This is a genomic window from Pelotomaculum isophthalicicum JI (genome assembly GCF_029478095.1).
GTDB classification, from domain to species: Bacteria; Bacillota; Desulfotomaculia; order Desulfotomaculales; family Pelotomaculaceae; genus Pelotomaculum_D; species Pelotomaculum_D isophthalicicum.
This window is the reverse complement of the sequence record NZ_JAKOAV010000003.1, coordinates 28,731-48,873: the sequence shown is the minus strand read 5'-3', so window position 1 is coordinate 48,873 and position 20,143 is coordinate 28,731. Positions and strand designations below refer to the sequence as shown.

Annotated in this window: 16 protein-coding genes; 4 read left to right on the top strand and 12 right to left on the bottom strand. The window is 48.0% G+C overall.

What is annotated here, in order from left to right:
* Nucleotides 1-144: 144 nt before the first annotated feature.
* The 6 genes from L7E55_RS02595 to L7E55_RS02570 all read right to left on the bottom strand — a co-directional run bounded on the left by L7E55_RS02595 (nt 145) and on the right by L7E55_RS02570 (nt 4,577).
* On the bottom strand, nt 145-522 hold the full coding sequence (locus tag L7E55_RS02595; protein ID WP_277442446.1) for a carbohydrate-binding protein: 378 nt from the start codon (nt 520-522) through the stop codon (nt 145-147).
* A 192-nt stretch (nt 523-714) separates the two neighbouring features.
* Nucleotides 715-1,215 (bottom strand): 3-isopropylmalate dehydratase small subunit, encoded by a 501-nt coding sequence (locus L7E55_RS02590; protein WP_277442445.1) that lies wholly within the window; start codon nt 1,213-1,215, stop codon nt 715-717.
* An 8-nt stretch (nt 1,216-1,223) separates the two neighbouring features.
* Nucleotides 1,224-1,361: a hypothetical protein gene (locus tag L7E55_RS02585; protein WP_277442444.1), complete on the bottom strand. Its 138-nt coding sequence runs from the start codon at nt 1,359-1,361 to the stop codon at nt 1,224-1,226.
* A gap of 10 nt (nt 1,362-1,371) precedes the next feature.
* Entirely contained in the window at nt 1,372-2,625 is a 1,254-nt protein-coding gene (locus L7E55_RS02580; protein ID WP_277442443.1) for a 3-isopropylmalate dehydratase large subunit, read from the bottom strand.
* A gap of 2 nt (nt 2,626-2,627) precedes the next feature.
* Nucleotides 2,628-3,761: a homocitrate synthase gene (nifV, locus tag L7E55_RS02575; RefSeq protein WP_277442442.1), complete on the bottom strand. Its 1,134-nt coding sequence runs from the start codon at nt 3,759-3,761 to the stop codon at nt 2,628-2,630.
* A gap of 249 nt (nt 3,762-4,010) precedes the next feature.
* Entirely contained in the window at nt 4,011-4,577 is a 567-nt protein-coding gene (locus tag L7E55_RS02570) for an acetate uptake transporter (protein WP_277442441.1), read from the bottom strand.
* A 688-nt stretch (nt 4,578-5,265) separates the two neighbouring features.
* On the opposite strand from L7E55_RS02570, the gene L7E55_RS02565 reads away from it, so the two are divergent.
* Nucleotides 5,266-5,643: a carbonic anhydrase gene (locus L7E55_RS02565; RefSeq protein ID WP_277442440.1), complete on the top strand. Its 378-nt coding sequence runs from the start codon at nt 5,266-5,268 to the stop codon at nt 5,641-5,643.
* Nucleotides 5,644-5,749: 106 nt separating this feature from the next.
* Nucleotides 5,750-6,961 carry an L-lactate MFS transporter gene (locus tag L7E55_RS02560; RefSeq protein ID WP_277442439.1) on the top strand — a complete coding sequence of 404 codons (1,212 nt, stop codon included), beginning with the start codon at nt 5,750-5,752 and terminating at the stop codon, nt 6,959-6,961.
* 89 nt (nt 6,962-7,050) lie between these two features.
* On the opposite strand, the gene gatB is transcribed toward L7E55_RS02560, so the two are convergent.
* The 6 genes from gatB to pcrA form a co-directional block, all read right to left on the bottom strand.
* Nucleotides 7,051-8,490 carry an Asp-tRNA(Asn)/Glu-tRNA(Gln) amidotransferase subunit GatB gene (gene gatB / locus L7E55_RS02555; RefSeq protein ID WP_277442438.1) on the bottom strand — a complete coding sequence of 480 codons (1,440 nt, stop codon included), beginning with the start codon at nt 8,488-8,490 and terminating at the stop codon, nt 7,051-7,053.
* A 66-nt stretch (nt 8,491-8,556) separates the two neighbouring features.
* Nucleotides 8,557-10,020 carry an Asp-tRNA(Asn)/Glu-tRNA(Gln) amidotransferase subunit GatA gene (gene gatA, locus L7E55_RS02550; RefSeq protein WP_277442437.1) on the bottom strand — a complete coding sequence of 488 codons (1,464 nt, stop codon included), beginning with the start codon at nt 10,018-10,020 and terminating at the stop codon, nt 8,557-8,559.
* A 21-nt stretch (nt 10,021-10,041) separates the two neighbouring features.
* Nucleotides 10,042-10,323, bottom strand: a complete 282-nt coding sequence (gatC, locus tag L7E55_RS02545; protein WP_277442436.1) for an Asp-tRNA(Asn)/Glu-tRNA(Gln) amidotransferase subunit GatC — start codon at nt 10,321-10,323, stop codon at nt 10,042-10,044.
* 128 nt (nt 10,324-10,451) lie between these two features.
* Complete coding sequence (gene ligA / locus L7E55_RS02540) at nt 10,452-12,473, bottom strand: NAD-dependent DNA ligase LigA (protein ID WP_277442435.1); 2,022 nt, start codon at nt 12,471-12,473, stop codon at nt 10,452-10,454.
* An 88-nt stretch (nt 12,474-12,561) separates the two neighbouring features.
* Nucleotides 12,562-13,434: a lipid II flippase Amj family protein gene (locus L7E55_RS02535; RefSeq protein ID WP_277442434.1), complete on the bottom strand. Its 873-nt coding sequence runs from the start codon at nt 13,432-13,434 to the stop codon at nt 12,562-12,564.
* Nucleotides 13,435-13,640: 206 nt separating this feature from the next.
* The gene (gene pcrA / locus L7E55_RS02530) at nt 13,641-15,848 is read right to left on the bottom strand and encodes a DNA helicase PcrA (RefSeq protein ID WP_277442433.1); all 2,208 of its coding nucleotides are present in this window, start codon (nt 15,846-15,848) and stop codon (nt 13,641-13,643) included.
* Nucleotides 15,849-16,117: 269 nt separating this feature from the next.
* Here pcrA and nadE point away from each other — a divergent pair, with 269 nt between their 5' ends.
* Entirely contained in the window at nt 16,118-17,998 is a 1,881-nt protein-coding gene (gene nadE, locus L7E55_RS02525) for an NAD(+) synthase (RefSeq protein ID WP_420851998.1), read from the top strand.
* 267 nt (nt 17,999-18,265) lie between these two features.
* A complete protein-coding gene (asnB, locus tag L7E55_RS02520; RefSeq protein ID WP_277442581.1) occupies nt 18,266-20,113 on the top strand; it encodes an asparagine synthase (glutamine-hydrolyzing) in 1,848 nt (615 codons plus the stop codon).
* Nucleotides 20,114-20,143: the final 30 nt, after the last annotated feature.

Below are 20,143 nucleotides of genomic sequence, written 5' to 3'. Positions count from 1 at the left end.
CCAAACCCCCTTCATTTATTTTTTCATATAAAACAAATTAGCTTTTAGCAACCTTTGGGTATATTACGAGGCTCATGTTCGGACAGAGAGTATAGTTGCCAAGCGACCCAAAATCCCTACCGGGATTTTGGGTAGAGGTTCCTACTAATAACTTTGGCTGCCGTCATGAATCTGAAAGCTCCAGTTTGTCCCGTTATTGTTATCCCAATTATTCGCGCCGTCCTTGAAGCAAAAGCTTAACCTGCCCTCAAAGTTTTGCACGGTAATGTCACTCACCCAACCCCAACCCGTACGTTCCATCCGCATATCTTTCACATCGCGCCAATTTTTGTCCCGGCCATAACCATAGTGCAAGTAAACCTGTCCATTCCCTTCCTTGCCAAGCAAGCCGTTATAGAAAATCGTCACTTCCTGGCCAGCGGTAATCGGGGTTGGATCCACCACAACGCCACCAGGGTATTCAGCTTCATGCATAGCTTTAAGTCGCGCTTCACCTTCACCGAATCTAGTCGGGTTAGCCAAAATAATCAACTCCTCGGGAAAATTTTTCTTTATTAGTATGGTTTGCAAATAAATTTTTATACAAAATGAGTTCTCTGTATAAGCGCCAAAATCGCCGCTAAATTAACGAAAAAAAACGGATGGAATCATCCATCCGGTCTTATTACTTAATTATTTTATATTTATCATTACATAATTAAATTTTTGTCTACCTCAATCAAAATTAAACCCGCCAAATTTCCTGAAGTGAGCAGCCAGGCCACCGTCGTTCAATATCTTGATCATTACAGCCGGCAATGGTTTTATCGGAATCACATTACCTTTTGTTTTATTATTAATCACTCCGGCCGCCAGATCAACGATTATTTCGTCCCCCTGGCCGATCTGGTCGGTGTCGCATTCCACCACGGGCAAACCCGTATTAATAGCATTACGGTAAAAAATACGGGCAAACGATTTAGCCAACACAGCGCTTACGTCCGCGTATTTGATGGCCAGGGGAGCCTGCTCGCGGGAAGAACCACAACCAAAGTTGGAACCGCCGACAATGAAGTCACCGGACGCAACTTTTTGATAAAAATCCGGGTCAAGATCTTCCATTACATGTTTGGCCAGTTCTTTCATGTCAAGCGTTTTAAATTTATATTTGCCTGAGATAATATAATCCGTATTTACATCATTGCCAAACTTATGGGCTTTTCCATTAAACTGCATAAAAACACCTACTTTGCAAATATTCTTATATGCTTATCAAGATTGCTCAGGCGTATGGCGTAGCGCTTATCAACAGGCTCATCTTCGCCTTTTAAAATCGCCCTCCAGGTAAGCGCCACGTCATACTGAACTAACTTTATAGTCATATATTTTTATCTATATGAACTCCCGTGGGTCGGTAATCTTCCCGGTCAAAGCGCTGGCGGCTACTGTGGCGGGAGAAGCGAGGAAAATTTCAGCATTAGAATTACCCATCCTCCCTTTAAAATTACGGTTGGCAGTTGAAATAACCGTTTCACCATCAGAAGGCACACCATTGTGCGTACCCACGCAAGGTCCGCAACCGGGTGTAACTATAGCCGCGCCAGACTCTACCAAAGTTTGGATAATCCCTTCCGCCATGGCATCCAAGAATATCCGCCGGGATGCCGGCGCCACGATCATGCGGACCTCCGGGTGGACTTTGCGATTAGCCAGAATGCCGGCGGCAATACGCAGGTCTTCCAGCCGGCCGTTAGTGCAAGTACCGAGCAATGCCTGCTGAATAGGCTTCCCCGCCACCTCGCCGACAGGAGCCACATTGTCCACTTTGTGAGGCTTGGCCACCTGGGGCTCAAGCTTTGACACATCATATTCACGCACCTTAGCATAAACCGCGTCCTGATCGGCAACTACCGGGGCAAATTCACGTTTAGTGAACCTGTTCAACCAGTTATATGTTTTGTCGTCAGCTTCCATTAAACCAGCTTTAGCGCCCATTTCAATAGCCATGTTGGCAATAGTAAAACGCGCCTCCTGAGAAAGGGCGGCAATCGCTTCGCCAACATACTCTGCAGCCATGTATGTAGCACCGTCGGCGGTAACATCTCCAATCAAATAAAGAATCAAATCTTTGGAAAACACGCCTGTCGGCAGTGTCCCATTACAAACAAATTTAAAAGTCTCCGGAACCTTAAACCACATCTGACCTGAGATCAAACCACCCGCCAGGTCGGTGGAGCCTACTCCCGTGGAGAAAGCATTCAGCGCCCCATAAGTGCAGGTATGCGAATCGGCGCCAATAACCAGGCTGCCCGGCCCTACCTCCCCGCTCTCGGGGATAAGCTGGTGGCACACACCTTCGCCGATGTCATAAAGACGGAACGCCTTTTCCTTAACAAATTCCCTCATTAACTTGTGCAGGGCGGAAACTCCCTCATTCGGGCTGGGAGCGCTGTGATCAATCACAAAAGCAACTTTTTCACGGTCAAAAACTTCCTTCCCGTCCATGTCCTTAAATGCATTAATTGCCAAAGGAGCAGTTCCGTCCTGACCCATTACGTAGTCGACCCGCGCCACTACTATCTCGTTGGCGCGGGCAGTGTGGCCACAGTGACTGGAAAGAATCTTCTCAATGATTGTCTGGCCCAATATTAATCCCTCTTTCCAAAATAGTCTTCGTAAAAATAAACCAGTTCTTTATCAAAAAGCGGCCGCTTCATTGAAACCGCATGAGAACGGATACTTGGCAGCAATTCTTGTGCCTGGTGTTCAGTTAGGATTATCCCGTATTCAGCAAATTTGGACCTTAATGCCGCCGAACCGGAATGCTTGCCGATCACAATCTGGCGCTCAAGCCCGACTTCTTCAGGGGTAAAGGCTTCATATGTCTTTGGATTTTTAATGATACCGTCGGAATGAATCCCAGATTCATGCGCAAACATGTTAGAGCCGACAATAGCCTTCCAGGCGGGCAATTCCCTGCCAGAAGCCCGGGATACATATTCCGCGATTTCAACAAACATTTCCGTCTTAAAATTAAGGTTTATATCAAATAAGTGTTTTAAAGCCATTACCACTTCTTCCAAGGCAGCGTTACCGGCCCGCTCACCTAGTCCCATAATAGTGACCCCGGCGTAATTGGCGCCGGCTTTTACACCGGCTATGGTATTCGCCGTAGCCATCCCGAAATCGTTATGGGTATGCATCTCAATGTCTATGTCAACGTTATCTCTAATCTGTTTGATCCGCTCATAAATGGTAAACGGATCCATGATGCCGACAGTATCGCAATACCGTAGACGGTTGGCGCCTGCTTCCTTGGCCGCCTTGGCAAACTGAATCAAAAAATTTATATCGCTGCGGGAAGCGTCTTCCGCGTTGACCGATATTTCCATACCCTCTTTTTTAGCAAAATGGGTGGCATTGACCATTTGTTCAATTACCCACTCTCTGGTGGTTTTTAGCTTATACTTGATATGAATATCCGAGGTGGAAATTGAAATCGCCACCGCATCCACACCACATTCCAGGGAAGTTTCAATGTCTTTGAGCACCGGCCTGTTCCAACCCATGATGCTCGCCTTTAATCCGGCCTTGCAAATAGCCGTGATAGCTTCTTTTTCATCCCCGCCCATGACCGGTATGCCGGCTTCGATCTGGTCCACTCCCAGTTCATCCAGGAACTTCGCAATCCGCAACTTTTCCCTGTTGGCAAAAACAACACCCGCTGTTTGTTCCCCGTCTCTCAAGGTTGTGTCGACGATAATTATTTTTCTTCTATGCACGATGTCTAATCACCCCTCAATCAACCAACTAAAAATCTTCAAACAATAAAATTAAAAAATACGGGATTAATCCCGAAAATTATCTAAATGAATAGTATCATAAAATTATGCAACTTTAAAGCACAATTGATTTTAATAATGATTCTAATATTGTATACAAACAGAAAGAGCGCTACCATTTGCTGGAGCGCTCTTTCTTATACCCCGAACGCTTTAATTTTTTGTCTTAATACCAGGCATCCACATCGTTTAAGATTTGCTATATAATTCTTCCAGCACTTGAGCTAAAGCTGTGTATATAGCCGAAAAACCGCAAATAATTCCTTCCCAACCGGCAATATGTGTGATTGCGATATTACCCGTCCAGTCCCCCGCGGCAAGCAGGAAAAACAGCACTGCCAGTGAGCCAAACACAAACTGAAGGCGCCGATTGATTTTAAGCGTCCCAATGAACATAACCGCCGTAAAGAGGCCCCACATAAAAAGATATGCGCCCATAGCAACGCTTTCCGTAGCATCTCCCCATTTAACTTTGGGTATGACCAGCAAACCAACTAGGGAGAGCCAGAACAATCCATAAGACGTAAAGGCTGTTGTACCAAAGGTATTGCCTTTTTTCCATTCCATTATGCCCGCAATAATCTGCGCTATACCGCCGTAAAATATACCCATGGCCAGGATCATGCTACCCAGCGCAAAAAAACCGGCATTATGCAGATTAAGAAGCACTGTCGTCATCCCAAACCCCATCAGACCAAGGGGGGCAGGATTAGCTGTGGAATCCACAATTAATGTTCGGTTAGAATTGTCTTGCATGTCTTATCCTCCTTTTTAAATTTTCAATAACAACTCTCAAAACCATATTCTATTAGTTAGCATCAGAATGGTAACAATTTTTCCCCTCCAGAATAATACCAACTGATCATAAAACGTTGACCGGCAAGTAATGCCCATCCTTAAAGAAATTAAAAAATTAAACGAGTATTTCTAAAAAATGGTCGTTATTACGCTTTAGTTATAAGCAATTGAAAGTGAACAACTCCGTTACGCGGATTAAACTTTTGCCGCTTGCGAAAGCCCTATACATGCAGAAGGCTGTGTAAGTATTGCCTTTAGGGGCAGAAAATAAGTTTTAGTCCCTGAGAACACAGAACAAAGGTTACATATAAAGGGCGGCAAAAATACTGATAGATAATGTTAGTTAACGATTAAGCTTCGCCCAAGTTTTACGAGTTCTACCACCGCCTTTTTAGTAGCAAAAATTATATTGACCGGGATTAAACCCGAAGCTTATCTAATCGAATAATACCATAAATTTTTGTTACTTTAAAGCGAAAATAATCCTTAATATCAACACATCAACCAGACATATATATAATAATTAACCAAAGACAACATACCTTGCCATTAAAAGCAAAGAGATGTATACTAACAATTAAGGTTAAATCATAATGGGGAGGTTTTTTTTAAAAAGTTAATTATAATATTAGAAAGGAGGTGTAAAATGGCTCACGGAGTTTTTGGAACAGCTATTAACTGTATGGATGGCAGAACACAGTTGCCGGTGAATGAATACTTAAAAAGTCATTATCAGCTTGATTTCATTGACACCATTACCGAACCGGGCCCGGTGAAAATACTGGCTGAAAATCAGCCGGGGGTAGCTTCCATCCAGCATAGGGTAAGTATTTCCGTTGGAGCGCATTGCTCGAAGTTAATTGCTGTTGTGGCTCATCATGATTGCGCCGGTAATCCGGTCCCCAAAGAGACGCAATTAGAGCAATTAGAATCAGCCGTTAATACTGTTCGCGCGTGGAATTACGAAGTTAAGTGTATCGGTTTATGGGTGAATGAGAATTGGCAAATCGAGCCTGTGGGTTAGTCTTTGGTAATCATAGTTTTTTAAAACATTAGTTATTAAGTTTGTTATTAGCAATAGTTATTGAAAAGACATTTAATAACAATTTTAATTACGGGAGGAAAGAAAGTTGCCGGAGGAAAAAACAACGAATCGCTGGCTTGTTGTGGTCGGCGCCTTATTAATTCAAATTGCCCTGGGCGCAGTTTATATCTGGAGTGTATTTAAAGGCCCCTTGATGACAAAATTCAAATGGGATGCGGCACCAACAAATTTGACTTTTTCAATTATTATTCTCGTTTTCGCTATAGGGACAGTAATTTTCGGTAAAATGCAGGATAAAATAGGTCCCAGGTCAGTGGCCACCATAGGCGGTATACTACTGGGAGTAGGTCTTGTATTAGCCAAATGGACAACATCTCTCGGCTGGCTCTATATAACTTTTGGGGTCATCGGTGGTCTGGGTATCGGGGCCGGTTATGTTTGCCCGCTATCGACCTGTGTAAAGTGGTTCCCGGATAAGAAAGGCTTGATCACCGGTCTGGCTGTGGCCGGATTCGGCGGTGGCGCTTTAGTTTTTACCCCGGTAGCCAAAAGCCTCATCGCTTCCAAGGGAGTTTTGGATACATTTGCTTACCTCGGCATTATTTTTGGTATTTGCGTAGTAATTGGCGCTCAATTTTTGAAAAACCCTCCGCCTGGTTATAAGCCCGCCGGCTGGGAACCGCCGGTACTGGCTACCGGAAAAGCAAGCGGTGGTGACTACGACACCGGCGAGATGGTAAAAACAGCTCAATTTTATCTAATGTGGATTTCTTATCTTTTTGGCAGCGCCGCGGGTCTGATGATTATCTCTAACGCACTGCCAATTGCTACCGCGCAAGGTTTAGGCGAAGCTTTAGCAGCGTCCGCCGTAATGACTGTTTCCGTATTCAATGCCGCAGGCCGGTTGATCTGGGGTACGGTTTCCGACAAACTAGGCCGTACCAAGACCTTGCTGATAATCTTTACGCTTTGTGGCATTACCATGATCGGCTTAAAGGCCCTTACCGGAACTTCCATCCTCCTCGGGGTGTCCCTGGTCGGTTTCTGTTTTGGAGGTTACCTGGCAATATATCCTTCCATGACTGCTGATTATTTCGGAACTAAATCCCTGGGTATGAATTATGGCACAGTATTTATGGCTTATGGTATTGGCGCGCTCCTCGGCCCAATGCTGTACGACCTGATGAAGAGCCCGGTGGCTGGTCAGTTAAGCTCCACCCCGCTGATTATTTCCGGCGTGCTCTGTTTTGTCAGTCTGGCACTGATCCTCATGCTGAAGCCACCGGCAAAAGCTTAATCGCATAAAATCACCTTTATAATAATAAAAAGTTACTCATACAAATAGGTATGAGTAACTTTTTATTATTATATGTGAAATAAAATTGTTTAACTTAAACGTTCCTTCAGCAGCTTGTTCACCAGTTCAGGATTGGCCTTGCCCCGGGACGCTTTCATCACCTGGCCGACCAGGAAACCTAAAGCGCGGTCCTTGCCGGCACGGAAGTCTTCTACCGACTTTTGGTTCTTGGCTATGACATCATCCACAATAGCCGCTATAGCCCCTTCATCACTGATCTGGACCAGTCCTTTTTCTTTTACGATAGTTTCGGCATCTTTACCTGAAGCAAACATTTCTTCAAATACTGTTTTGGCAATTTTGCCGCTAATCGTTCCTTTTTCTAATAACTGAAGCATAGCGGCCAGTTGTTCCGGCTTAATCGGGCAACTGGTTATGTCTGTGTTATTTGCGTTGAGCAGCCGGGAAAGATCCCCCATTACCCAGTTGCTAACTGCTTTGGGGTTTGAGTAGGCAGCCACGCAGGCCTCAAAGTAATCGGCCAACTCCTTGGTGTTTGTCAGCACCATGGCGTCGTAGGCGGGTAAACCGAACTCGCTTACATACCGTTCCTTGCGGTCGTCCGGCAACTCGGGAAGCGAACGCTTGATATCCTCCACCCATTCCCGGTCAATCACCATCGGCACCAAGTCCGGGTCCGGCAGGTAACGGTAATCATGCGCGTATTCTTTGCTGCGCATGGAAAGGGTAACTCCTTTTCCCTCGTCCCAGGTGCGGGTTTCCTGAATAATCCGGCCCCCGTCCTCAACAACCTCAATTTGCCGCTCGACCTCATAAGTGAGGGCTTTCTGTAAAGCTTTAAAAGAATTCATGTTTTTTATTTCTGTTTTAGTGCCAAATTCCTTGCTGCCGGCGGGGCGCACTGAAACGTTGGCATCACAACGCAGGCTGCCCTCTTCCATTTTGCAATCAGAAACACCGGTATATTGGATAATCGCTTTTAATTTATTGAGGTACTCGTACGCTTCTTCCGGTGAGCGCAGGTCGGGCTCGGACACAATTTCTATCAGGGGTACCCCGGCCCGGTTGTAATCCACCAACGAAAAAGGCGTGGTGGTAATATTCCCTTGATGCACCAGTTTGCCGGTATCTTCTTCCATGTGCAGGCGGGTAATCCCGATCCGTCTCGTTTCCCCGTTAACTTCTATGTTGAGATAGCCGTGTTCGGCGATAGGCAAATCATACTGGGATATTTGATAATTCTTGGGCATGTCCGGATAATAGTAATTCTTCCGGTCAAACTTGGAAAAGCTCGCAATCCGGCAATTGAGCGCCAGCGCGGCACGGATTGCATATTCAACCACATTTTTATTGACAACCGGGAGAACCCCCGGCAGCCCCATGCAAACCGGGCAAACGTGAGTATTGGGTTCGTTGCCGAATTCGGCGGTGGAATCACAGAATATTTTGGACCTGGTCTTTAACTCCACGTGTACTTCCAGGCCAATAACAGTTTCATACTGGGTCATTTTAACCCTCCCAAATCAGTCGTCGGACGTCGGACGTCAGACGTCGGAATTAATATTAAATCAATATCAGGCTATAACTTCCGGAAACTCTTTGTGGTAGCCGGTATTCTGTTCGAACGTGTACGCCACCCGGAGCAATGTTCCTTCGTCGAAATGCTTGCCCATCAGTTGCAGTCCGACCGGCATTCCGTCCACAAAGCCGCAAGGCAATGAAATTCCCGGGATTCCAGCCAGGTTAACCGATATCGTGCAGATGTCCGATAAATACATCTGAAGCGGATCGTCAACTTTTTCACCGAACCGGAAAGCCGGGGAAGGAGACGTCGGTGACAAGAGCACGTCATACTTTTCAAAAGCACGGTCGAAGTCTTGTTTGATCAACGTCCGCACTTTTAGCGCTTTCAGGTAGTAGGCGTCGTAATAACCCGCGGATAACGTGTAAGTACCCAACATAATCCGTCTTTTAACCTCAGGGCCAAAACCCTGGCTCCGGGACTTCATGAACATATCAATTACGTCTCCGGCGTCCGCCGCCCGGAAACCATACCGCACGCCATCGTAACGGGCCAGATTTGAACTGGCTTCAGCCGGCGCAATGATATAATAAGTCGGTAAAGCATACTCGGTATGCGGCAGGGTGGTGTATTCCACCACCGCTCCCAGCGACTCCAACAACAGCATTGCTTTTTTAACGGCGACGCGTACCTCCGGCAAGATTCCTTCAGCCATATATTCTTCAGGAACTCCTATTTTCAAGCCGCGTACGTCATTAACCAGAGAAGCGGTGTAGTCCGGCACTTTATAGTTTGCCGAAGTGGAGTCCTTGGGGTCGTGTCCGCTGACAGCCTCAAGCATCAGGGCGCAGTCGGTCACATCCCTGGCAAACGGTCCGATCTGGTCCAAAGACGAGGCAAAGGCGATTAATCCGTAGCGGGAAACAGCCCCATAGGTGGGCTTCATGCCAACCACGCCGCAAAAAGAAGCAGGCTGGCGAATGGAACCACCCGTGTCCGAACCTAGGGCGCAAACGGCTTCACCGGCGCAAACGGCGGCAGCCGAGCCGCCACTGGAACCACCGGGCACCCGCTGTGTATCCCAAGGGTTTCTTGTAGTAAAAAAGGCAGAGTTTTCGGTTGATGAGCCCATGGCGAACTCGTCCAGATTCGTCTTTCCCACTACAGTCGCACCGGCGGCTTCCAGCTTTTTCACCACGGTAGCGCTGTAAGGCGGAATGAAGTTGGACAATATTTTCGAACTGGCGGTGGTACGCAAACCGTCGGTGCACATATTATCCTTTACAGCGATAGGAATGCCGGAAAGCGGAGTAATTGCCTCACCATTCCGGATTTGCTTGTCCACCGCGCGGGCGCTCTCAAGCGCACTTTCTTTTGTTCTGGTAATATAGGCGCCAATTTTATCCTCAACGTCTTCGATCCGATCAAATACAGCATTGTTTATTTCTTCCGCCGATATTTCTTTTTTTATTAAAAGATCATGCAATTCGTGGGCTGTTAGCCGGTAAAGCTGCAATTATTAACACCTCCTGAACACCTAGACAATTTTGGGCACCTTGAAGTAGTTTTCATCCCTGTCGGGACAGTTCGACAGAGCGTCCTCGCGGGACATGTGCTGTCCCACTTGATCTTCACGGTAAACATTCTGCAAAGGCAGGACGTGCGCCGTAGGCTGCACATTTTCAGTATCGAGACGCTCCAGGGACCGGAAATGCTCCAAAATGTCGTTGAGTTGCCTGGTAAACATCTCCTTTTCTTCGGCGGTCAATTCCAACCGGCCTAAAAGAGCGACATGGTCAACGTCTTTTCCAGTAATCAAAAATCCACCTTCTTTCTATTATAAACCTACAACATTATACCAATATGGGCAATAATCGTGCAAGTTTGAGCTCTGTTTAGATTTTCTGGCATATCCCAAACATATTGCCTCAAGTATTTTTGAAAATTTTAATTCCCGGCGATTATTTTTTTGAACTCATTTTCATTCAATATCGTAATTCCCAATGCGAGGGCTTTATCATATTTCGAGCCGGGGTTTTCTCCCACAACAACATAGCTGGTGTTGCGGCTCACGCTTGATGTGACTTTGCCCCCCAGGCTTTCGACCAGTTCCTGCGCTTGTTGCCGGCTGAAATCCTCCAGAACGCCGGTAATCACAAATATTTTTCCGTCAAGATATCTACCGCCACTATGACCTTCTCTTTCACTACGGGTATTGACACCCGCTTTAATCAGCTTATCAATCACCATTCTGTTCTGCCCGTTGGCAAAAAAATCAACTACACTACTGGCGATCTTAGGGCCTATTTCCGGGATATTCACCAACTCCTCCGGAGTCGCGGACATCAATCCGTCCAAAGAACCGTATCGTCCGGCTAAAATTTTAGCTGCCCGCTCGCCAACATGGCGTATGCCAAGTGCGAAGATTAACCTGGACAGTGAGGCGCTCTTGCTTTTTTCAATAGCTCCAAGCAAATTACGGGCAGACTTCGAACCCAAACGTTCCAAAGAAGCCAGGTCATCGTAGTGAAGAGTGTAGAGATCCGCCGGGTCGCCAATCAAACCGGCTGATAGCAGCTGTGATATCACAGCCGGCCCAAGTCCGGTAATATCCATGGCGTTGCGCGAAGCAAAATGAATCAATTCTTCCCAGAGCCGCTCCGGGCAAGCCATTCCGGTGCAGCGTGCCGCCGCCTCACCCCCGGCCCGCACAACTTTTGAGCCGCAGGCCGGGCATTCCGCCGGCATTGACCACACCTTTTCCGCTCCTGTTCTTTTCTCAGGCAGCGCGGCCAGTATTTCCGGAATTATATCCCCCGCTTTTTGGACCAGCACCAGGTCTCCGACACGAATATCTTTCTCTTTTATATTGTCTTCATTATGTAAGGTCGCTTTGCTCACTGTAGTACCGGCCAAGCGAACCGGCTCCAGCTCCGCCGTGGGTGTAAGGACTCCGGTGCGGCCTACCCGGACAAAAATATTTTTTACTCTGGTAACCGCCTGCTCGGGCGGAAACTTATACGCGATAGCCCAGCGCGGGCTTTTCGCGGTTGCTCCCAGCCTTTCCTGAAGCGGCAGCGAGTTTACTTTCAGCACCAGCCCGTCAATAGCGTAGAGAAGGTTGAAACGTTCTGTTTGCCAGTGATAACAGTAGTTAATCAAGTCTTCCATGTTTCTGAAGATTTTGTATTCTGGGTTTACTTTAAATCCTTCTTCTCTTAATAAATTCAGCACGGCAATATGTTCCGGCAAGTCAACTCCCTCGCTGTAACCAATACCATAAGTAAAAAGATCCAGCTTGCGTGACGCAGTGATGCGCGGGTCCAACTGGCGCAGCGTTCCGGCGGCGGCGTTGCGCGGGTTGGCGAACAATGGCTCCCCCGCTTCTTCCCTGGCTTCATTCAGCATGGAAAAAGATCTTTTTGACATAAAAACCTCTCCCCTTACTTCCAACCGCGGCACAGGCCGGCGCAGGCGGAGTGGAACGCTCCTGATCGTTCTTAAATTCTCGCTGATATCCTCCCCAGTCTCACCGTCGCCCCGGGTAGAACCCCGGACAAAGATCCCGTCTTCATAATACAAAGAAACGGCCAGGCCATCGATTTTCAATTCAACAACATATTCTACGTTTTCACCTGAGAGCGCTTGCCGCACCCGCCTGTCAAAATCCCGCAGTTCGCCCTCGTCGAAAGCGTTGGACAGGCTAAGCATGGGAGTAAGGTGGCGCACGGTGACAAACCCTTCCCTGGACTTCCCGCCTACTCGCTGAGTGGGTGAATACGGTGTTACCAGGGCTGGAAATTTCTTTTCAATTTGCTCCAATTCGCGCATCAATTTATCATACTGCGCGTCCGGAATAACCGGGTCGTCCAGTACATAATAGCGGTAGTTGTGCGTTTCCAATTCCCGGCGCAATATTTCCGCCCGTTCACGGGCCGACTCCAGTGTCAACACCGTATCCAGATCCATAACGACACCTCCGGCACCAAGTTTACAAAAAAAATCCGGCTACTTGTTAAAGATTACTAACCACCAACAGCCAATAGCCAACCACTAATCAGGCCAGCCATGTTGCAACGTACTTAATAAAGTAAGCGGACGGCAAAAAGATTGCCTGCGCGAAAATCGTACCCAAAAACCGGGTAACGGAAAGATAAAGAGCCATTTGTTTGACATCGTCTTCACTACGCTCTCCCCTTATCGCTTGATCAGTAATGGACGCCGCCGTAGGGTCCACAACGGTTGCCGCGAGCACAGTGGCAATGCCGTTAATCACTGCGGAAAGGAGAGCAGCCGTTGAGCGATAGTCGGGGAAAAGCGCCCCTGCGTATAAGGATGACAGTACTCCGGTGGTATAGACCCCCGTTACGATAATATTCAGAAACAGAAAAGTTTTCGGCAAAGCTATCCGGCGTAACGTCAACGACTTAAATGAATTCCTCCGGGGCAGATAGAACTGCCGGGAAAGACTGAACAACCGGCGTGGTGAGATGATCACCATGCCAATCATCCGGGGAACAGAACCACTCTCTTCAAAAAGGAAAATGGCACGTATAAAAATATGCACAAATGCCGGGATTAAAGCAGTTCCAACAATAGTCCCCACCGTGGCCGCGGCAATAACAAAACGGATGTCATGATCAAGCAAGGCAAGCTGTTCCATGTAAACCGGCTGGTTAATGAGCTGGTCACCCGGAATTTTGCCGATAATCTGAGCTTCACCGGTGTTGATTGCCCGCTCGACAATTGATGAAAGAAGCGGCCCCTGGATTGTATTGGCGGTGCTCGCCAGCAAAAAAATAACGTTAAATAAAGAAATAGCGGTGGCTAACCTGCGTGTGCGCACGCCGGACAGACGCACCGAGTAAGTCAGGGTATTGATCATATGTATTACAGCAGTAAGTGCAGCGACGATCAGGAGACGATCCATAGCACCTCCATTATATTAACACCAATATTATTACCGATTGTTTCCTTATCCATAATTATACAAATTCATTTTATCATAGATAATTAATTCTGTATTTGTTAATTTAAAGTAGTCAGGAGTCAGGAGTCAGAATTCAGAATGTTTCAAGACAATAAGCCCATTCCCATTCTGACTCCTGACTCCTGAATTCTGACTCCTGTATTTTACTAATTTGCTTTTTCCAGTGGAGCGTACCGGGCCATTAAATCCTTTATACCTTCCCCGGGAAAGGCCACCTGAAATACAATGTCTTCTCCCTCACCTTGAATACCCACAATAGTACCAATACCCCACTTTTTATGTTTGACTTTGTCACCCATTTCCAGTTGTCCAGCAGTATTCAAAGTCCGGCTTACCTTTGGCTTAAAATGTGCCGGTGCGCCGGCAAAACTTGATCGAGTCGTCTTTTGTTGCCATTCATTCTCATTCGTGAAATCATCTCCGTTGATCCGGTTATCCCCGTTCAACAAATGCGGCGGTATTTCTTCAAGAAAACGTGACGGCGGGTTATATTTCATGGCGCCGTAAATGTTTCGCTTCCAGCAACGAGTCAGGTAAAGCCGCTCCATAGCCCTGGTTATACCTACATAGCAAAGCCGCCTTTCCTCTTCCAACTCACCTGGTTCCGTTAAAGCGCGAGAGTGGGGGAAAATCCCTTCTTCCATGCCGGTTATAAAAACCACCGGAAACTCAAGCCCTTTAGCGCTATGCAGCGTCATCAGCGTCACTTGGTCAGTACTTTGATCATACTTATCAGTATCTGTAACTAACGCAACATTTTCCAAAAATCCCTGCAGTGTGTTTTCATCAGCCTCCTGGTCAAATTCACCGGTGGCAGAAAGCAATTCATCAAGGTTTTCCAACCTGGTTCGTGAATCCACCGTGTTTTCTTCCAGCAGTTCCTGCCGGTAACCCGTCTGCTCCATCACCACCCGCGTCAACTCAGTGACGCTGATTTGATTTAATTGCTCAGACAGGTACCGGATTAACTCCCCCAGTTCCTTTCCTTTATGGCGAACCTTGCCTGACAGTCCGGGAATTTCAGCAGCCCTTTCGAGCGCCTCAACCGGGCTGATATTCAGCTCACTGGCAAAGGCAGTGATTTTACTAAAAGATGCCTGCCCGATACCGCGCTTTGGCACGTTGATAATCCGGGCAAGACCGACTGAATCGAAATGGTTGAGAATCACCCTGAGATAAGCCATGATATCCTTTATTTCCTTGCGATCGTAGAATTTCAAACCACCAATAATAGTGTACGGCAGGCCAGCCCGCACGAATATTTCTTCAATCACCCGGGATTGGGCATGGGTGCGGAAAAGCACGGCAAAATCTTTATAATATTTTTCTTCGCGGTCTTTTAGAAAAAGGATTTGTCCAGCCACATAATCAGCTTCATCGCGCTCGTCCGTACCGCAGCAGGCTACCAGTGGCGCACCCGTACCGGCAGCCGTCCACAGGCTCTTCTCCTTGCGGCCGGGATTGTTCCGGATAATCTCGTTGGCTGCTTCCAGGATAGAACTGGTGGAGCGGTAGTTCTGCTCGAGGGTGACCACATGAGCATCCGGATAATCCCTTTCAAAGCTCATAATATTTTTAATGTCCGCCCCCCGCCAGCCGTAAATCCCCTGGTCAGGGTCACCCACCACAAACAAGTTCCGGTGAACTCCGGCCAGCAAGTTTACCAGCACATACTGGGCATGGTTGGTATCCTGGTATTCGTCAACCAGGATGTAACGGAATCGATCCTGATAATAAGACAAAACTTGCGGATAACTCTGGAACAACCTGACCGTGAAAAAGATTAAGTCATCAAAATCAACGGCATTGTTGCGGCGAAGTTTTTCCGAGTACAGATAATACACCTCGGAAACCTTTTTGCTGAAGGGATTGATCGCCTGGCGCTCAAAATCGACAGCGTCGACCAACTGGTTCTTTGCTTGGGATACGGACCAGGCTACCGACCTGGGCGGGTACTTTTTATCGTCCAAATTCAACTCTTTAAGACAGTCTTTAATTAAAGTTAACTGGTCATCCGCGTCATAAATCACAAAATTCCGGTTACGCCCGAAAAATTCTTCCTGGCGTCGCAAAATACGCACACAAGCGGCGTGGAAGGTGCAGATCCACAAGTCGCGGGCCGCATCGGGAACTATCGAATTGATCCGCTCCCTCATCTCCTGGGCGGCCTTATTCGTAAAGGTAATCGCCAGAATACGGTGCGGCTGTACCCGTTTTTCCTTTAAAAGGTACGCCACCCTGCTTGTTAAAACCCTGGTTTTTCCGCTCCCCGCTCCGGCCAGTACCAAAAGCGGCCCGTCCCCGCTGGTAACGGCCTCAACCTGCGGTTGGTTCAAATTAGCAATTAGGTCCATAACTATACCCTTTCCCAAAAACTTTATACCCATATAGAAAAAAATCAAATGAAACTTGGATCTGATAACGGGTATCGTTTTATTTATAATTGTTATTATAATCCTATACCGTTCTCCTGATTAGGGCAACCAAAAATGTCCGTAATAACCCTTCTTATTGTTGCCCGTTTGCACGTGTTTACCGCTTGATCAATTCCTGCTGAGTGTTAAAATGTAAAGGAATATGCTGGACAGAGGTGAGGTTTTTGCTGAGAATAGCTTTGGGCCAAATGGAGGTAATACCCGGGAGACCGGATTTAAATACCCGGACGATGCTGAAGATGCTGGAAGAAGCACGTATGCGGCAGGCACAAATAGCCATATTTCCGGAAATGTGCATACCTGGTTATTTAATCGGAGACACATGGGAACAACAAGCCTTTCTCCGGGATTGCGAAAGACATGGCCGTATAATTACAGAAGCTTCCCACGACTTATGCGTGTTATTCGGCAATGTGGGAATAGACTGGGACAAAACAGGTGACGACGGCAGAGTGCGCAAGTACAACGCGTTTTTCATCGCCCAGAATGGCAAACTGCATGGAGACGAGAATTTCCCCTACCCTTTCCGGATCAAAACATTACAACCAAATTACAGGGAATTTGACGACACCCGACATTTCTACAGCCTGCGCAAGCTGGCCCCGGAACTGGGGAAAAGTGTCGAGGACATGCTTCAACCGGTGCATATGAACATAGCCGGGGAATCTGTCAATCTTGGCTGCATTCTTTGCGAAGACGGCTGGAGCGAGGACTACAGCGTTAAAACCATAGCGGCCGTTCACCAGAATGGGCCTGTGCACCTGTTTGTGAACATATCCGCTTCACCGTTCACCCTAGGCAAAAACAACAAGCGCAACCGGGTCTTTTCCAAGCAGGTTGAAAGCACCAGTGTTCCTTTAATTTATGTGAATAACGTAGGAACGCAAAATAACGGCAAAACTGTCTATACATTTGACGGTTTCAGCACCGTATATAACGGTAAGGGTGAAATAATTGACTACTGCCAACCTTTCACCCAGACATTAAAATGTATTGACCTGGACTTAACCCAAAAGGGAGAGGATCATTCTCCGGTCACAGTACCCGACGACCGGGGTATGGACAGCGTTTACCAGGCTCTTAATTACGGGATAGATAAATTCGCACGTTCAATAGGCATTGAGAAAGTGGTAATCGGCGCTTCGGGCGGCATCGACTCAGCTGTCAGCGCCGCTTTGTATACAAAGGTGCTGGGACCGGAAAACATCCTCCTGGTAAATATGCCAAGCATATACAACTCCCCGACCACCAAGGATTTAGCCGCAAAACTAGCCCAGAATCTAAGCTGTCAATATACAGTCATGCCTATTCAGGAATCAGTCGATTACACTATTAAACAAATCAACGATACTCCGGTTGTCAATCTCAAAAACGGCCGTCAATTCAACCTCACCGTCACTCCTTTCGCGGCCGAAAATATCCAGGCCCGCGACCGTTCATCCCGGGTTCTGGCCGGGCTGGCGGCAGCCTTTGGCGGCGGTTTCGTTTGCAACGCCAATAAAAGTGAAATGACAGTCGGTTACTCCACACTATACGGGGATCTGGGCGGTTTCCTGGCCGCACTGGCTGATCTGTGGAAACACCAGGTCTACGCTCTGGCCGGTTATTTAAACGAACATATTTACCAGAGAGAAGTCATCCCTCAAAAAACCATTGATATCGTTCCCAGCGCGGAACTTTCCTTTGATCAAGCCGTGGAACAGGGCAAGGGCGACCCGATTTTTTATCCGTACCATGATTACTTGTTTCACGCCTTTATGGAAGATTGGAACAGGTCGGCGCCTGAAGATATCCTGGACTGGTACAGGCAAGGCGTCCTGGAAGAAAAAATCGGCTGTCAGCCCGGCCTGACCAAACAGCTTTTCCCCAGCGCCCGCGAATTTATCGCCGACCTGGAGCGCTGGTGGAAACTATATACCGGCATGGCTGTCGCCAAAAGAATTCAAGCCCCGCCGGTCCTCGCAGTAAGCCGGAGGGCTTATGGATTCGACCACCGGGAGGCGCAAAACGGGCTGTTAAATACTGCCCGGTACTTTGAGCTAAAAGAACAGCTCTTGAATACAATCTAAAAAGACTAACTTAATAGCACATTAAAATTTGGCCCGAATATATTATTGTTGTACGACAATAACATGAAGCTCGGGCAACGGCGCCGTGAGTAATTCATTTACTCCGTGCGCTTTATTTATTTTGCGGACCAGATTCTGCCAATAAACTCGTTGGGGACATTCCTCCGACCCCAAAGATAGACCCTAAAGGGAGGTGTGTCCCCTTTCATTATTTTTTTAAGCATTAAGAGATATGGTTTTAAGAATAAAAAGGAGCGTGAAAGCCTGATGTGCGGGATAACTGGTTGGATAGACTGGGAAAAGGACCTTAATCAACAGCGCCATACTCTGGAATCAATGATTGAAACATTAGCCTACCGCGGGCCGGACGCCGCCGGAGTGTGGCTTTCGACGCGCGCCGCGTTAGGCCACCGCCGGCTGGTTGTGGTTGACCCGTCGGGCGGCGGACAACCGATGACCCGCCGGCGCGGGGAGCACACATACACAATCACCTATAACGGTGAGTTGTACAACACGCTTGATTTGCGGCGGGAGTTGGAAACACGGGGCTATAATTTCCTTACGAAAAACTCAGACACTGAAGCGCTTTTGTTCGCTTTCATGGAATGGGGTCCCGCTTGCGTGGAACGGTTTAACGGTATTTTCGCGTTCGCGATTTGGGATGAATCCGAACAGAGCCTTTTCCTCGCCCGTGACCGTCTTGGCGTCAAGCCGCTATTCTATACCCAGCGCGGCAGCGCCTTTATCTTCGGCTCTGAATTGAAAGCGCTGCTTGCCCACCCGGAGGTCCGTCCCGAAGTCGGTGCAGAAGGACTAGCCGAAATTTTTGTCATGGGGCCGTCCCGCACGCCGGGGCACGGAATCTTCCATGGGGTAGCGGAACTGAGGCCGGGACATTGCCTGACATACAGCCGCAGCGGGGTCCAAATACAACGGTACTGGGCGCTGGAAAGCCAGCGCCACGAAGACGACTTGGACACCACAGCCGCTCACGTGCGGGAACTCTTTCAGGATACAGTTGAACGCCAGCTTGTCGCGGACGTGCCAGTCTGCACACTCCTGTCAGGCGGTCTCGATTCAAGCGCGATCACGGCGCTTGCCGCTAGGGCGTTCAAAAAAGCCGGACTCGAACCGCTTCATACCTATTCAGTTGACTATGTTGGCAACGACCATCATTTTCAACCGAACCGCTTTGAAACCAGCGCTGACGAACCTTGGGTGAAACGTGTTTCCGATTCCTTCGGTACAATCCACCACAGAATCTTAATTGACACTCCTCAATTGGCCGAGGCGTTAGTATCAGCCGTGCGGGCAAACGACTTGCCCGGCATGGCCGACGTAGACTCCTCTCTCTATCTGTTCTGCCATGAGATAAAAAAAGGGGCCACAGTCGCCCTCTCCGGTGAATCAGCTGACGAAATATTTGGCGGGTATCCCTGGTTTCACAATAAAGAAATGTTAGAATCCGAAACTTTTCCATGGATTAGCATGGTCCGGGACAGGACCGGCTTGCTCTCGCCCGAACTGGTTGAACTGATCAAGCCTGAAGAATACATTGAGGAACGTTACCGGGAGGCTTTGTCGGAGGTACCCCGCCTCTCTGGTGAACAGCCGGCCGAAGCCCGCATACGCAAAATATTTTACTTGTGTATAACCCGGTTTATGCCCACGCTGCTTGACCGCAAAGACCGCATGAGCATGTCGAACGGCCTTGAAGTAAGAGTGCCGTATTGCGACCACCGACTGGCTGAATACGCCTGGAACATTCCCTGGTCCATGAAAACCTGTGATGGAATGGAAAAGGGTATCTTGCGCCGGGCGTTAAAAGGCGTTCTGCCGGACGACGTGCTGACACGGCGCAAGAGCCCGTATCCGAAGACACATAACCCCGCCTACTTGACTGCTGTCAAGGAATGGGTCTTAAGCATCCTTGATGATCGCACCTCACCCTTGCATCTGTTGGTAAATACCGCTAAACTTCGTTCCATGGTACAATCCAGCGACATGGTCTTTGACCGGCCGTGGTTCGGCCAGCTTATGCGCGGTCCCCAGCTTCTCGCCTACCTGGCCCAGGTGGATACCTGGCTGCGTGAATACCGGGTTGTCATTCGGTAAGCGTTGACATACAGATTGACATAATAAGCA

Excerpts from the sequence above, each read along its gene's own strand:
- L7E55_RS02570 (WP_277442441.1), bottom strand. The coding sequence starts at position 4,577 with ATGCAAGACAATTCTAACCGAACATTAATTGTGGATTCCACAGCTAAT.
- L7E55_RS02565 (WP_277442440.1), top strand. The coding sequence starts at position 5,266 with ATGGCTCACGGAGTTTTTGGAACAGCTATTAACTGTATGGATGGCAGA.
- L7E55_RS02535 (WP_277442434.1), bottom strand. The coding sequence starts at position 13,434 with ATGGATCGTCTCCTGATCGTCGCTGCACTTACTGCTGTAATACATATG.
- asnB (WP_277442581.1), top strand. The coding sequence starts at position 18,266 with ATGTGCGGGATAACTGGTTGGATAGACTGGGAAAAGGACCTTAATCAA.
- ligA (WP_277442435.1), bottom strand. The coding sequence starts at position 12,473 with ATGGATCTGGATACGGTGTTGACACTGGAGTCGGCCCGTGAACGGGCG.
- L7E55_RS02590 (WP_277442445.1), bottom strand. The coding sequence starts at position 1,215 with ATGCAGTTTAATGGAAAAGCCCATAAGTTTGGCAATGATGTAAATACG.
- pcrA (WP_277442433.1), bottom strand. The coding sequence starts at position 15,848 with ATGGACCTAATTGCTAATTTGAACCAACCGCAGGTTGAGGCCGTTACC.
- nadE (WP_420851998.1), top strand. The coding sequence starts at position 16,118 with ATGGAGGTAATACCCGGGAGACCGGATTTAAATACCCGGACGATGCTG.
- gatB (WP_277442438.1), bottom strand. The coding sequence starts at position 8,490 with ATGACCCAGTATGAAACTGTTATTGGCCTGGAAGTACACGTGGAGTTA.
- L7E55_RS02585 (WP_277442444.1), bottom strand. The coding sequence starts at position 1,361 with ATGACTATAAAGTTAGTTCAGTATGACGTGGCGCTTACCTGGAGGGCG.